10 protein-coding genes and 1 other RNA gene are annotated in these 13,377 nt (G+C 73.9%); 1 reads left to right on the top strand and 10 read right to left on the bottom strand.

Annotation, left to right across the window (positions count from 1 at the left end):
* Positions 1-11 precede the first annotated feature (11 nt).
* The 8 genes from HDG69_RS05855 to HDG69_RS18865 form a co-directional block, all read right to left on the bottom strand.
* Positions 12-413: a RidA family protein gene (locus HDG69_RS05855; RefSeq protein WP_171782761.1), complete on the bottom strand. Its 402-nt coding sequence runs from the start codon at positions 411-413 to the stop codon at positions 12-14.
* The gene (locus HDG69_RS05850) at positions 410-1,570 is read right to left on the bottom strand and encodes an alanine racemase (RefSeq protein WP_171782760.1); all 1,161 of its coding nucleotides are present in this window, start codon (positions 1,568-1,570) and stop codon (positions 410-412) included. Before HDG69_RS05850 ends, HDG69_RS05855 begins: the two co-directional genes overlap by 4 nt.
* Positions 1,567-3,180 carry an N-acyl-D-amino-acid deacylase family protein gene (locus HDG69_RS05845; protein ID WP_171782759.1) on the bottom strand — a complete coding sequence of 538 codons (1,614 nt, stop codon included), beginning with the start codon at positions 3,178-3,180 and terminating at the stop codon, positions 1,567-1,569. Before HDG69_RS05845 ends, HDG69_RS05850 begins: the two co-directional genes overlap by 4 nt.
* A complete protein-coding gene (locus HDG69_RS05840) occupies positions 3,177-4,955 on the bottom strand; it encodes a family 20 glycosylhydrolase (protein ID WP_171782758.1) in 1,779 nt (592 codons plus the stop codon). Before HDG69_RS05840 ends, HDG69_RS05845 begins: the two co-directional genes overlap by 4 nt.
* Before the next feature lie 38 nt (positions 4,956-4,993).
* On the bottom strand, positions 4,994-6,724 hold the full coding sequence (locus HDG69_RS05835) for a BCCT family transporter (RefSeq protein ID WP_216645160.1): 1,731 nt from the start codon (positions 6,722-6,724) through the stop codon (positions 4,994-4,996).
* Between the two features lie 108 nt (positions 6,725-6,832).
* Positions 6,833-9,394: an ATP-dependent helicase HrpB gene (gene hrpB, locus HDG69_RS05830; RefSeq protein ID WP_171782757.1), complete on the bottom strand. Its 2,562-nt coding sequence runs from the start codon at positions 9,392-9,394 to the stop codon at positions 6,833-6,835.
* A gap of 137 nt (positions 9,395-9,531) precedes the next feature.
* Positions 9,532-9,899: a transfer-messenger RNA gene (ssrA, locus tag HDG69_RS05825) on the bottom strand.
* A 103-nt stretch (positions 9,900-10,002) separates the two neighbouring features.
* Positions 10,003-10,425 (bottom strand): MarR family transcriptional regulator, encoded by a 423-nt coding sequence (locus tag HDG69_RS18865; RefSeq protein ID WP_171782756.1) that lies wholly within the window; start codon positions 10,423-10,425, stop codon positions 10,003-10,005.
* A 74-nt stretch (positions 10,426-10,499) separates the two neighbouring features.
* Here HDG69_RS18865 and HDG69_RS05815 point away from each other — a divergent pair, with 74 nt between their 5' ends.
* A complete protein-coding gene (locus HDG69_RS05815; RefSeq protein WP_171782755.1) occupies positions 10,500-11,174 on the top strand; it encodes an SgcJ/EcaC family oxidoreductase in 675 nt (224 codons plus the stop codon).
* Positions 11,175-11,220: 46 nt separating this feature from the next.
* Here HDG69_RS05815 and smpB read toward each other — a convergent pair whose 3' ends face one another.
* Both smpB and HDG69_RS19315 read right to left on the bottom strand, forming a co-directional pair.
* On the bottom strand, positions 11,221-11,721 hold the full coding sequence (gene smpB, locus HDG69_RS05810) for an SsrA-binding protein SmpB (protein ID WP_171782754.1): 501 nt from the start codon (positions 11,719-11,721) through the stop codon (positions 11,221-11,223).
* A 100-nt stretch (positions 11,722-11,821) separates the two neighbouring features.
* Complete coding sequence (locus tag HDG69_RS19315) at positions 11,822-13,375, bottom strand: peptidoglycan DD-metalloendopeptidase family protein (RefSeq protein ID WP_343036278.1); 1,554 nt, start codon at positions 13,373-13,375, stop codon at positions 11,822-11,824.
* Positions 13,376-13,377: the final 2 nt, after the last annotated feature.

Raw genomic sequence — 13,377 nt, 5'->3', positions numbered from 1 at the left:
GGGCGGCAGCCTCAGTCGGTGACAGCGAAGGCGTCGATCTCCACGAGCATCTCGGGACGCGGGAGCCCGACCATCACCGTGGTGCGGCTCGGCAGGACGCCCGACGGGCAGTGCCGGGCGACGAACTCCCCGTAGGATTCGTTCATCGCCGCGAAGTCCTCGCGCGTGGTGAGGTAGACCCGCAGCATCACGACGTCGTCGAACGTCGCGCCGGCGGCCTCGACGATCGCGCGCACGTTCTCCAGCGTGCGCGTCGTCTGTGCCGCGACGTCCCCCGGGTGGAGATATTCCCCCGACGCCGGGTCCACCGGCCCCTGCCCGGAGACCTGGACGAACGGCCCCCGGCGCACCCCCTGGTGGAAGGTGTGCGCCGGTGCGGGCGCCTGCGAGGTCGACACGGCGGTCTTGGTCATGGTTCCTCCGAGAACTCGAACGTCAGGACGCCGGTGACCTGGTCACCGTCGGTGAGCAGTCCTGTGCGGTACTTGTCGAACGTGGTGCACGGGTGCGAGACACCGAAACCGACCACGTCCCCCGGGGACAGGTCGTCGTCGGGCACCCGCAGGTAGGCGTGCTGGTCGTCCAGAGCGGTCACCCGGGCGTCCACGGCGCGCGGACGGTCCAACCGTCCCTCGTGGTCGGTGCTGCGCGCGACCAGCGGTGTCGGCAGGTGCAGGTCGAACGAGACGTCGCGCCGTCCGAGGCCGCACACGGCCAGACCGTGCTCCGGTGCGGACAGCACCGCCGCCCACACGGTGATCGCCGGGCGCAGCGGCGCGACCCCCAGCCGCGTCCACGGGTCGGCGTGCGCGTAGTGGCCCTGGTCGTGCGCCACGTAGGCGCCCGACCGCACGACCACCCGCGCGCCGCGGAGCGCGGTGAGCCGGCGCACGACCACGTCGGCGAAGGCGCTGCCACCGGCCGACAGGACCACGGGGCCCTCGACGAGGTGCTCGACGGCAGCACCGGCGTCGCCCAGCGACGCGCACCAGCGCGCCACCGCGTCCAGCTCCGCGGTGCTGGTCCCGGAGGCGACCGGACCCTCGTAGCCGCTGACACCCACCACCCGCAGGCCCGCGTCGGCGACCGCGGCGGCGAGCACCGCCACCCCCTCGACGGTCCGGACGCCGGTGCGGCCGCCGTCGACGCCGAGCTCGACGAGCACGCCGAGCCTGCGGTGGGCCACGCCGTCGAACGCGCGACGGAGCACCTCGACGCCGTGGGCGGAGTCCACGCAGACCCACACCTCCTCGGCCGCCCCCTCATCGAGCGCGACCCGCAGCCGGGCCGCGTCCCGCGGGTCGACGAGCTCGTTGGCGAGCAGCAACCGTCGTGCCGTGCCCCAGCGCAGGACCGTGCGGAGCTGGCCGGGGGTCGCGACCGTGGCCCCCCAGGCACCCGCCGCGCCCTGCTGCTCCCACAGCTCGCGCGACATGTGCGTCTTGACGTGCGGTGCGTGCTCGACGCCCGCGACCGCCAGCGCCGCGGACACGGTGGCGACGTTGTGCTCGACGGCGGCGCGGTCAAGCGTGAGCAACGGCCAGGTCCGGCCGGGGTCGTCGATCCTCATGGCGTGCTCCTGTCGTGGTCGGCGCGGTCCGTCCGGGGCTTGGTCGCGGCCCGCAGGCCGCGTCCCGGCCGCGCCCGGGTCAGCTCGCCGTCCGTGAGCACCCGCCGGCCGGCGACGAGGACGTCGTCGATGCCGACGGCGAGGGCGCGAGGGTCGTCGTAGGTCGCCCGGTCGGCCACCGCCTCCGGGTCGACCAGCACCAGGTCGGCGACGGCGCCCGCGCTGACGCTGCCACGCCCGGCCAGGGCGAACCGGCGTGCGGCCCGCGCCGAGAGGTGCTCGGCGGCGTCGTGCCACGTCCAGTCCCCCGTGGCGCGCACCTGCTCGGCCAGCAGCCGGGCGAAGGCACCCCACCCGCGCGGGTGCGGTCGGCCGTGCGCCGTCGCCGCTCCGACGGGCTGGTAGATCGCGTCCGAGCCGGCGAGGTGGCCGGGGTGGTTCGCGAGGGTCCGGAGCGCCGCGGCCGTGCCGGTGGGTGGCTGCGCGAAGACACAGCTGGCCCGCAGCCGGGAGGCACGCAGGACACGCAGGGCCGCGACCGACGGCGGCACGCCCCAGTCCGCGGCCACGTCGGTCAGGGCCCGGCCCGCCACGTCACCCTCGTGCGGATCCAGGCCGGGCACCCAGGCCAGCGTCACCCGTGGCCACAGGTCGTGCAGGCCCTCGAGGTGGTCACGCAGCCGTCGGGCGCTCGCCGGGGCGTCCAGGGCCGCGACCGTGGCGTCGGGGTCGGCGAGGGGCAGCCACGTGGGCAGCGCGACCATCGCCAGGAGGGAGCAGCCCCGCAGGTACGGGTAGGAGTCGAAGGTGACGTCGACGCCGTCGAGGACCGCGAGGATCGGCTCCGCCGGCCCGTGCAGGTGCGACACGTGCGTGGCAGCCCCGGTGGCTGCCGCCAGGTCGAGCAGCTCGGCGAGGGCGGGGCCGGCCCGGTCCTCGTATCCGCGCATGTGCGACACGTGCGGCAGCCCGTGCTCGGCCGCCACGGCGACGACCGCGCGCAGCTCGTCGTCGCGAGCCCAGGCCGCCGGGACGTACTCCAGGCCGGTCGACAGACCGACGGCACCGTCCGCGAAGCCCTGCCGGGCCATCGCGACCATGCGCGAGATCTCCCCGGGTGTGGCCGCGCGCGGGTCGGTGCCGACGACGGTCCGGCGCAGCGTGCCGTGCGGCACGAGCGCCGCGACGTTGACCGGTGTCGCGCCGTCGTAGGTGGCCAGCAGCCCGGCGAGGCTCCCACCGCCGAAGCCCGGGTGGTCCCCGTCGATCCCGGCGAAGTAGTCGGCGGCCCAGGCGGCACCCGCGTCGTCGGACGGCGCGAACCCGACCCCGTCGGCCCCGGTGACGATCGCCGTGACGCCCTGGCGCAGCAGCGCGTGCTGCACGCCCGGGTCGAACACGGCGCCGCCGCCGTGGACGTGGGCGTCGACGAACCCGGGCAGCACGAGCCGGCCCTCGGCGTCGAGCACCCGCTCACCGTGCCGCCGCCCGGCGCGTTCGACGGCACGCACCCGACCGCCGTCGAGCAGCACGTCCTGCGGAGCCGTGAGGCTGCCGTCCGGCCGGGGCAGCACCGCCCCGCGCACGACGTCGACGGACCATCGGTTCATGCCGCGCCCCCGGGGGTGGCCGCCTGCTCCGGCTCGGCCCCGTCACGCCCGGCGACCCATCCGCCGAGACCGTCCCAGCCCGCGACGGCGCGCTCGGCGGCCAGGTCGCGCGGCCGCCCCTCGACGCCGGGCCGCTGCTGCCACGGGTGCGGGCCGCCCGGGGGGCGGAACTCGACCCCGGCCGCGGCGAGCCGTGGCAGGTGGGCGTCGTGCAGGCGCTCCAGGAACGCCGCGGAAGCCGTCCCGCCGAGGCCGCGCGGGGTGGGGTCGGTGGTCCAGACGGCCTCGGCGAAGGCCGCCAGCCGGGGGAACGCGGCGTAGTCGACGCGCCGCGCGGAGTCCAGGTGCTCGGTCCACACCTGGGCCTGGGCGCCCAGCAGCCGTCCCGGCAGAACCGCCGGCAGGTCGGGGCGCGCGGCCCGCGCGGCCCGTGGCATCACCTCGAAGGCGTAGACGTCGGCGGTGGTGCGCACGAACCCGACGGGCACGGGCTCGTCCGGTCCATCGGCGGCACGGTGGTCGAGGTACACCTCCTGCTCGGGCGCCAGGACGACGTCGTGCCCCGCGGCGAGCGCGTCCAGGGCGACGGTGTGACCACGCCAGGCGAGGACGACGGCATCCTGGGGCAGGTCCGGGCCGAAGGCCTCGTCCCACACGAGGGCGCGGCGTCCCCGGGTGCGCAGGTGGTCGGCGAGGCGGGCGAGGAACCAGCCGTGCAGCCGCGCGACGTCCGGGGCGCCGTCGGTCGTCAGGCCCAGTGCCGCGGCCCGCTCCACGATGTCGGGGCGCCCCTGCCAGGTGGTGGTCGGCACCTCGTCGCCGCCGAGCGCGACGAACGGCGCATCGAAGACCTGGCAGACCTCGTCCAGGACGTCCCGGAAGAAGGCCAGGGTCGTCTCGGACGGGTCGAGCACGTCCTCGCTGATGCCCCACGAGGTCCAGACCTCGTGCGCGCCCGGGCGCGCAGCGAGCTCGGGATAGGCCGCGAGCGCCGCCTGGACGTGCCCCGGCACGTCGATCTCGGGCACGACCATCATCCCGCGCTCGCGCGCGTAGGCGACGACCTCGCGCAGGTCGTCGGCACTGTAGTACCCGCCGTGCGGCCGGCCGTCAGGGGCGCCGCTGCGCCCGACGGTGGTCTCGCGGCGCCAGCCGCCGACCTGGGTCAGCCGGGGGTAGCGCTGGATCTCGACCCGCCAGCCCTGGTCGTCGGTGAGATGGAGCTGCAGCACGTTGAGGTGGTGGGCTGCCGCGAGGTCGACGAACCGCAGCAGGTCCGCCTTCGGCAGGAAGTGCCGGGCGACGTCCAGCATCACCCCGCGCCAGTGGTGCTGCGGCGCGTCGGCGACGCGCAGGGCCGGCAGCACGAGCGGAGCGCCCCCGGCGCGTCGGAAGGCGGCGGCGCCGGCGAGCTGACGCAGCGTCTGGGCGGCGGCGAACGCTCCGGGCAGGTCGGCGGCCGCCACACGCACGACGGCCGGGTCGACGTCGAGCGTGTACGCCCCCCGGGCGAGACCGTCGTCGACGTCGAAGCGCACCGTGGCGGCTGTGTCCGGCGAGCCGGCGTCCGCCGCGTGCGTCGGGTCGTGCGCCACGAGGTCGATCCCGCTGCTCTCCTCGGTGGTGCGGCGCCACCACCGTGCCGCGGGGGCGAGCAGCGGGTGCGCCTGCACGCGGGCACCGTGGACGAGGCGGTGCTCGCCGGGGGCGAGGGTGGCGGTACGGGGGGCGGGGACGGTGGGGACCGGCGTCGTCGGCGGTGTGGCGTGAGGCACACCACCCACCCTAGCCAATTGGACAGGTTTCCTGACAATCAGTCTCTGTCGACCGGTCCCTCGCCGTTGTCGCCGTCCTCGACCGGCACCAGGGGCTCGTCGCTGCTCTCCCGCGCACGACCCTGTCCCGCCACCTTGGGGCGACCACGCGCCGCGCGGTCCCGCTTCTCGAGGACGCCCGCGAACTGCGCCTCGATGGCTGCGCGCCGCTCGGTGCTCAGGGCCTTGATCAGGCTGAACATCATGAGGAACACGAGGACGAAGATGGGCAGGCCGATCACGGTGATCACCTGTTGCAACGCGCCGATCCCGTCGGCGTTGGTCAGACCGCCCAGGATGATCAGCGAGGCCGCCAGGGCGCCCTCGCTCACACCCCAGAAGACCCGCTGGCGCGTGGGGCCGGAGTCGGGGGTCCCCACGCAGAGCATGTCGATGACCAGCGAGGCCGAGTCGGACGACGTCGCGAAGAACAGCGCGACCACCACGACGGCGATCCCCGAGACGAGGGTCGCCGCCGGGTAGTTCTCGAAGAACGTGAACATGGCCAGGGCGACGTCCACGGAGACCGCCTCGGAGATCGGGCCACCGGTGCCGTCGATGCCGTCGAGCTCCATGGCCGACCAGCCGAAGACGACGAACCACACGGCCGTGAACAACGACGGCGCGATGAGCACCCCGCCGACGAACTGCCGGATCGTCCGGCCGCGGGAGATCCGGGCCAGGAACACGCCCATGAAGGGAGCCCACGTGACCGTCCAGGCCCAGTAGAAGACCGTCCAGCCGCCCTGCCAGCCCCAGCCGTCCGTCTTCGTGAACGGAGACATGGCGTCGTTCCAGAACGCCAGGCCCACCAGGTCCTGCAGGTAGACACCCATGCTCTGCGGGATCTGCCGCAGCAGAAAGACGGTGTCGCCGGAGACGAGCACGAAGATCATCAGGCCGACGGCCATGAGGATGTTGAGGTTCGACAGGCGCTTCACGCCCTTGTCGAGCCCGGCCACGATCGACGCGACCGCCACGATCGTGAGCACCGTGATCACACCGACCTGCAACCACATGCCGTTGTCGACGTCGGGGAAGAGCGCACCGATGCCGGCCCCGATCTGTGACGTGCCCAGGCCCAGCGACACCGCGATGCCGAAGAGCGTCCCGAGCACGGCGAAGATGTCGATCGTGCGGCCGATCGGCCCGTAGATCCGCTCCTTGAGGAACGGGTAGAAGACCGAGCTCACCCGCAGCGGCAGCTTGTGCCGGTAGACGAAGTACCCGAACGCGAGCCCGGGCAGCGTGAAGATCGCCCAGGTGTGCAGGCTCAGGTGGTAGAGCGAGATCGACATCGCGTTCTCGGCCGCCTCGCTGGAGTACGGCTGGACGTCGGCCAGCGGTGGCTCCGCGAAGTGCGAGATCGGCTCAGCCACGCCCCAGAACATCAGGACGGTCCCGATCCCGCCGGCGAAGAGCATCGCGAACCACGACAGGTTGCTGTACTCCGGGCGGGAGTCGTCCGGCCCGAGCCGCAGGTGGCCGTAGCGGCTCAGCGCGACGTAGGCGAGGAAGAGCAGCCAGACGGTCACGCCGAGGATGAAGAACCATCCGAGGTTGGTGACGATCCACTCGCGCCCCTGCCCGAAGGCGTTGCCGATCGGCGTCGGGAAGACGAGCAGCAGGACCAGGAAGACGACCATGAGCGCGGCCGAGACGAAGAAGATGATCGGGTCGGTCCGTAGCCCCATCCGCCTGGCGACGACGTCGAGCTTTCCCTCGGCCATGGCTACCTCTCTCCGGTGACGGTCGGCACCCCCACCATGACGACGTGAGCACTCAGTGTCCAGCATTCACAGGATCTCCGCGCGTCGCGCGGTGACCGCGGGTGGCGCTCAGCCGCGCGAGGCGCCCTTGGTCCGGGTCGTCGCGCCGGCGGACGCCGGGTCCTCGGGCCACGGGTGCTTGGGGTACCGCCCACGCAGCTCGGCCCGCACCTGCGGGTAGCCGGTGCGCCAGAAGCCCGCGAGGTCGGCGGTGACGGCGGCGGTCCGGCGCGCCGGCGAGAGCAGCTCCAGGACCAGCGGCACCCTGCCACCGGCCAGGGCGGGTGCTCCCTGCCAGCCGAAGACCTCCTGGACCCGGACGGCCAGGACCGGCCGAGCCGGGTCGGAGTAGTCCACGCGCAGGGCCGAGCCGGTGGGGACGGTGACCCGCTCGGGGGCCAGCACGTCGAGACGGGCAGCCTCGGGCCACGGGAGCAGCCTGCGCAGCGCCGTCGTCGTGTCCAGGCGGCGCAGGTCCCGGCCGGTGCGGACGCCGTCGAGGTCCGGCCCGAGCCATGCCGGCACGCACTCCTCCAGCGCTTCGTCGGACACGTCCGGCCACGGTTCGCCCAGCGCGGCGTGCAGGAAGGCCAGCCGACGACGCAGCGAGACCGCCGCCGGTGGCCACGGCACCAGGTCGAGCCCTTCGGCGCGCAGGCCCTGGCGGACGGCGGCCGCGACCAGGTCGGACGGCGGGCGGCTCAACGGTTCCGCAGACAGCTCGATCGCCCCCAGCCGCACCACTCTGCGCGACACCAGCCGGCCGTCCCGCCAGGCGACGTCCTCCACGGTCTCCACCAACCTTGCGCCCGCCTCACGGGCGGTGGCCTCGTCGATCGGCACCGCCGACCGGACGACGGCGTCGGGCTGCCCGGGCGACCGGGTCGCGTCCGCGACGGCGAGCCACTCGCTGCCGGCCAGGGCGCCCCCCGCCAGGCGCGCGCCCGCTCCCCCCGCCATGAGGTAGCGGTCGGTGCCCGGCCGTCGACGGGCGATGCGGTCAGGATGGGCCAACGCCGTCACGGTCCCGACGGCGAGATCGAGGCTCATCACGGGCATCCCGGACGAGGTGGCGGCCCGGTCGTCCCGCGCGACCCGGCTCGACGGCGCGACCCGGCTCGACGGCGCGACGACCCGCTCCCAGCGGTCCGCCTCGCGCCGCCAGGCGCTGCCCCGCCCCGGGGCGGAACGCTGGCGTCGCAGCGCCGCCGCCAGGTCGACGTCGCTCGGGCCGCCGTCGGTCGCGAGCAGTGCGACGGTCTCGGCAGCGACGCGGGGACCGACGGTCTCCGCTCCGTCCAGGAGCGCCCGGGCCAGACGCGGGTCGGTCCCGACCGCCGCGATCGCCCGGCCCCGCGCCGTGACCGTACCGTCGGACGACAGGGCGCCGAGCTCACCGAGCACGGCCCGGGCAGCCGCGGCAGCCGCCGGCGGGGGCGGGTCCAGCAGGTCCAGCCCTCTGCCGCCCGGCGCGCCCCACAGGGCGAGCTCGAGCATCGGGCCGGTCAGGTCGGCGGTGAGGATCTCGGGCCGGGGGTGGCGCGCCAGCCCGGCGTGCTCCGCCGCGGACCAGCACCGGTACACCGTCCCGGGGCCCTGACGCCCGGCCCGACCGGCGCGCTGCTCGGCGGCGGCCTGGCTCACGCTGCACGTGACGAGTCCGGCCAGACCCCGGTGGTGGTCCGTCCGGGGCTCGCGGGCCAGGCCCGCGTCCACCACGACGCGGACACCCGGGACGGTGAGCGAGGACTCCGCGACCGCCGTCGAGACGACGACGCGGCGGTTCTCCGTCGGCCGCAGGGCGCGGTCCTGCTCGGCGCCGGGCAGCCGTCCGTGCAGCGGCAGCACGTCGACCCCGGCCCAGGCGGAACGGGCGCGGCGCACCACGTCGTCGACCTCCCGGGCGCCCGGCAGGAAGACCAGGACGTCGCCGGACTGTTCCTGCAGCGCTCGCCCCAGGACGTCGGTGACATGACCGAGGAACTCACGGCTGGTGCCCGACGGCGTCAGTCGCGGTGCCGTGCGCGGCCCCGGGCACCAGACGGTCGAGACCGGGTGCAGCGCTCCCGGCACGGTGACCACGGACGTCCCGGCGCCGAGCAGGCCGGCGACGCGGTCCGCCTCGAGGGTGGCGGACATGGCCACGACCACGAGGTCCTCGCGCAGCGCGGCGCGCACCTCGGTCAGCACGGCGAGCAGGAGGTCGCCGTCGACCTGCCGCTCGTGGATCTCGTCGAGCACGACGGCGCTGACCCCGGGGAGCTCCGGGTCGCGCTGCAGGCGGCGCAGCAGGGTGCCGGCGGTGACGAACTCCACGAGAGTCCCCGGGCCTGCCTGCCGGTCACCGCGCACCGAGAAGCCGGCCGTCCGGCCGACGGGCTCACCGAGGAGCCCCGCGAGCCGGCGAGCACCGGCGCGAGCGGCGATCCGGCGTGGTTGGGTGACGACCACCCGGCCACCCAGGGCGACGGCGAGCGAGGGCGGGACCAGGGTCGTCTTCCCGCTCCCCGGCGGGGACTGCAGCACCGCCGTCCCGGAGGCCCGCACCGCCGCCTGGAGCTCGTCGAGGCCGCTGGTGACCGGGAGCGCCGGAGGGGCGGCGAGGAGATCGACGAGTGCGGTCACGGACATGAGCCCAGTGTGCCGCGCCCGGCACCCGCGGCTCGACCCCGGCTCGACGCGGTCCACGCGTCCTGCGCGCACCTGCCGGGAACGACGACAAGGCCCGGGCCCTGCCAGCTGCTGGCAGGGTCCGGGCCTTGTGCACGGGGTGGAGCTGCCGGGAATCGAACCCGGGTCCGGTGACGCTGTTCCAGGACTTCTCCGGGCGCAGTCTGCTGTGCTTTTCTCAGCCCCCACACTCACGCAGACAAGGTGTGGACGGGCTCAGTCGCCTGAGAGTCCCCGCAGTCCCGACGACGAGGACTGCGAGCAGTGGCTCTCTAGATGACGTGAGCGACCGGGTCGAGAGCGAACCCCGGGCTCACGGACTTCGAGGCTCGCTCAGGCGGCGAGGGCGAAGTCGGTGCGCTTGTTATCGGCACCTATTGGTTTGCAGGCATCGTTCACGAGATGAGCCTGCCTCCTCGGCCCGCTTCTCCTGGAATCACGACCACCGTCGAAACCGATCAGCCCCTGTGGTGTTGTCAAGCACCGACCCTGGGGCCGGTCGTTCCATCGTAGTGCACCAACAGCGGTGACCGCACGGATAATTCCCCGCCGGGCCGCCGTGGCGCCGGTCACCGATCGAGGGCGCCGCGGTACGCCTCGGTCGCAGCGCGCAGGTAGACCTCCAGCCCCTCCCGCTGCGCGTCCGTCAGCCCGGCGACGGCCGCCCCGATGGGTTCCTGCACGCGCGCGAGGAGGTCGAGCAGCCCGTCGGGCAGCAGGCCGGTGTGCCGGACGAGGATCCGACGCCGGTCGTCCGGGTCGGCCGCCCGCTCGGCGATGCCGGCCGCGATCAGCCGATCGACCGCGCGGGTCGTCGCGCTGGGCGACAACCGGAGCATCCGCCCCAGCTCTCCGGACGTCATCGGCCCCTCGGAGTCGAGCAGGCTCGCCGCCTGATAGTCGGTCGCGCCCAGGCCGCCGGCGTCGGCAGCCGCCAGGTGGAAGCGCACCACGGCGGCGAGGTAGCGGCGGTAGGCGGTGGTGAGGTCCACGGTTGCTCCTTAGTTGCACACGTGCAATAGTTGCATGCACACACTCATTATCTCATGAACCCCGGAGGACAACGATGACCACGCAGACCGCCCCGTTCGACGCCGCCGCCGACACCGGCTCCGACACCGGGACCGACTTCACGACAGGCCCCCGACGGTTCCGGTGGTGGTGGGTGGCCGCCGGTGCGGCAACCGCCGTCACCCTCGCTGCCGTGGGCGGCACCGTCTACCTGCACGGCACGAGCGGGGTCGCCGCCGGCGGGGTCGCCGACTGCGCCGACGCACCGGTGAGCGGCACCGGCGACCCCGACGCGGCCGCCGACGTCTGCGCCGTCGTCGAAGGGCTCGAAGCGTCCTGGGCCGCCCACGACGCCGAGGCCTACGGTGCCGCCTTCACGGCGGACGCGACCTACACCACGTTCGCCGGGACGCACTACGTCGGACGCCAGGACATCGTCGACAGCCACGCCGCCCTGTTCGAGGACGTGCTGGAGGGCACCCGCCTGGACAGCTCCTACCTCGCCCTGCGCTTCCTCACGCACGACGTCGCCGTCCTGACCGTCCGCGGCGACACCTACGAGGGGGACACCCCCGGCACCCCGACCAAGGTCCAGACGTACACGCTCGTGCGTGCCGACGGAGACGGGAGCTGGTCCGTCGCCGCGTTCCAGAACACCCAGCGCAAGGCCCTCATGGAACGCGTCCAGTTCCTGTGGATGCCCGGCACCGTGCCGGCGGCCGAACGCTGAGCGGGCACCGCCGTCGTGCACGCTGCGTGCGCGGCGACGGCCCGGCTCAGCCCAGGAGCTCCTTGTGGCGGATGGCCCGCCGCGCCTCGCGCATGTCCTGCTGCTCACGCAGGGTCTGGCGCTTGTCGTACTCCTTCTTGCCTCGGGCCAGCGCGATCTCCACCTTGGCCCGGCCGTCGAGGAAGTACAGCCGCAGCGGCACGATCGTGTGCCCCTTCTCCCGGGACTTCACCCCGAGGCGGTCGATCTCCTCGCGGTGCAGCAGCAGCTTGCGCTTGCGCTTCGGGGCGTGGTTGTTCCACGTGCCCTGGAAGTACTCAGGGATATGGACGTTCTCGAGCCAGGCCTCGTCGTGGTCGATCGCGACATAGCCGTCCACCAGCGACGCCCGGCCCATGCGCAACGCCTTGACCTCGGTCCCGGACAGCACGATCCCGGCCTCGAAGACGTCCTCGATCGTGAAGTCGTGGCGCGCCTTCTTGTTGTTCGCCACGACCTGGCGCGGGTCGTCCTGCTTCTTCTTGGCACCCTTGGCCTTGTTGGACATGGCTCTCCCTCCCTGCTCTGCGGGCTACAACGTTCGTGCGTCAGCGACATTCCAGGATACGCGGCCGACGGCGCCGGTCCAGCGAATAGTCACGCCCGCCTCAGTTGAGCCAGCCGCCCATCGGGTCCACCGTGCGACCGTTGACGAACACCTCGAAGTGCAGGTGGCACGCCGTCGAGCTGCCCGAGCTGCCCGAGTAGCCGATGATCTCGCCCTTCGAGACCTTCTGGCCCACGCTGACGACGTCGCGCGACAGGTGCAGGTACCGGCTCATGACGTTGTCGCCCTTGTGCCGCCCGTGGTTGATGAGCACGTTGTTGCCCGGACCGCTGCCGTAGTACGCCTGCTCGACGTAACCGCTCTGCGCCGAGTAGATGGGGGTGCCGCAGTAGGAACGGATGTCCGTCCCGGCGTGCAGCCGCCACGCGTTGTAGATCGGGTGGAAGCGTTGGCCGTACGAGCTCGTGACCACCCGGTAGTTCGTCGGCCAGCCGAGGAACGGACCCGACACGGAGCCGCCGCCCCCTCCACCGCCGCCACCACCGCCGGAGCTGGAGCCGCCACCGCCACCGCCGCCGGAGCCCCCACCGGAGCCACCGGAGCTGGAGCCGCCACCGCCACCGCCACCGCCGCCGCCGGAGCCGCCGGAGCCGGAGCCGCCGCCCCCTCCGCCGCCACGGGAGCTCTCGCGCTCAGCCGCCTCACGCTGCGCCTGCCGCTCGGCCTCGCGCTTCTGCTCGGCCTCGCGTTGCCTGCGCTCCTCGGCCTCGCGCTGCTTGCGCTCCTCCTCGAGGCGCCGGTCGCGCTCCTCCTGCTTGACGATGATCTCCTGGATCTCGTCCTGGAGGGTCGCGCGCTGGGCCTCGTTCTCCTCGAGCTCGGCGACGGTCTCGTCGCGTCGCTCCTCGATGGTGGCCTTGAGCTGTTCCTGCTCCGCGATGAGCTGTTCGACCTCGGCCTTGCGCTCGACGGCGGCCTGCTCGGCCTCCTGGGCGACGACGACGTTCGCGTCGGCCTCGGCCTTGAGCTCGGCGATGGTCTCGCGGATCGCGACGAGCCGGGCCTCCTGGTTGCGCGCCACCGTCTCTGCCTCCTGCAGCTCGGCGACAGCACGTGACTGGCTCCGGGCGGCCGAGGAGTTGACGGCCATGTCCTCGAGGAACTCGCGGGTCGACTGCGCGCCGGTGACCAGACCGAGCGCGCTGACGTCGTCGCCCCGCCGGTACGCCTCACGAGCCATGGCCACGACGTCGGAGCGCGCGGCCTCGGCCTGCCCCTCGCCGTCGGCGATCTCGGTCGAGATCCTGGTCTCCTCGTCCTCCGCGTCCGCGAGGCGCGTGGCGAGGACCTCCGCCTTGCGACGCGCCTCGGCCAACGCGGCCTGCGCCTCGGCGAGCTCGGCCTGCGCGACCGGCAGCCGGGCCTCGACGGCGTTGAGATCGAGCACGGCCTGAGCGAAGTCGGCGTTGGTGTCCTCCAGCGCGAGCTCGAGCTCCTCCCGCTCCGCGTCCTTCTCACGCTTCTCCCGCTCGGCGGCGGCGCGCTGGTCGTCGATCTCGTCGGCCAGCGCGGGCGCCGACGGCCCCAGCACGAGCAGGCCGACGACGGCGGCGCCGACGATCCGGCGCAGGCGGGACACAGGACGCTGACTCACGG

Source organism: Isoptericola halotolerans (assembly GCF_013149785.1).
Taxonomy (GTDB): domain Bacteria; phylum Actinomycetota; class Actinomycetes; order Actinomycetales; family Cellulomonadaceae; genus Isoptericola; species Isoptericola halotolerans.
This window is presented reverse-complemented; position numbering and strand designations above follow the sequence as displayed.

Coding starts and splice junctions, on each gene's coding strand:
- HDG69_RS05855 (WP_171782761.1), bottom strand. CDS start 413: ATGACCAAGACCGCCGTGTCGACCTCGCAGGCGCCCGCACCGGCGCAC.
- HDG69_RS05850 (WP_171782760.1), bottom strand. CDS start 1,570: ATGAGGATCGACGACCCCGGCCGGACCTGGCCGTTGCTCACGCTTGAC.
- HDG69_RS05845 (WP_171782759.1), bottom strand. CDS start 3,180: ATGAACCGATGGTCCGTCGACGTCGTGCGCGGGGCGGTGCTGCCCCGG.
- HDG69_RS05835 (WP_216645160.1), bottom strand. CDS start 6,724: ATGGCCGAGGGAAAGCTCGACGTCGTCGCCAGGCGGATGGGGCTACGG.
- hrpB (WP_171782757.1), bottom strand. CDS start 9,394: ATGTCCGTGACCGCACTCGTCGATCTCCTCGCCGCCCCTCCGGCGCTC.
- HDG69_RS05815 (WP_171782755.1), top strand. CDS start 10,500: ATGACCACGCAGACCGCCCCGTTCGACGCCGCCGCCGACACCGGCTCC.
- smpB (WP_171782754.1), bottom strand. CDS start 11,721: ATGTCCAACAAGGCCAAGGGTGCCAAGAAGAAGCAGGACGACCCGCGC.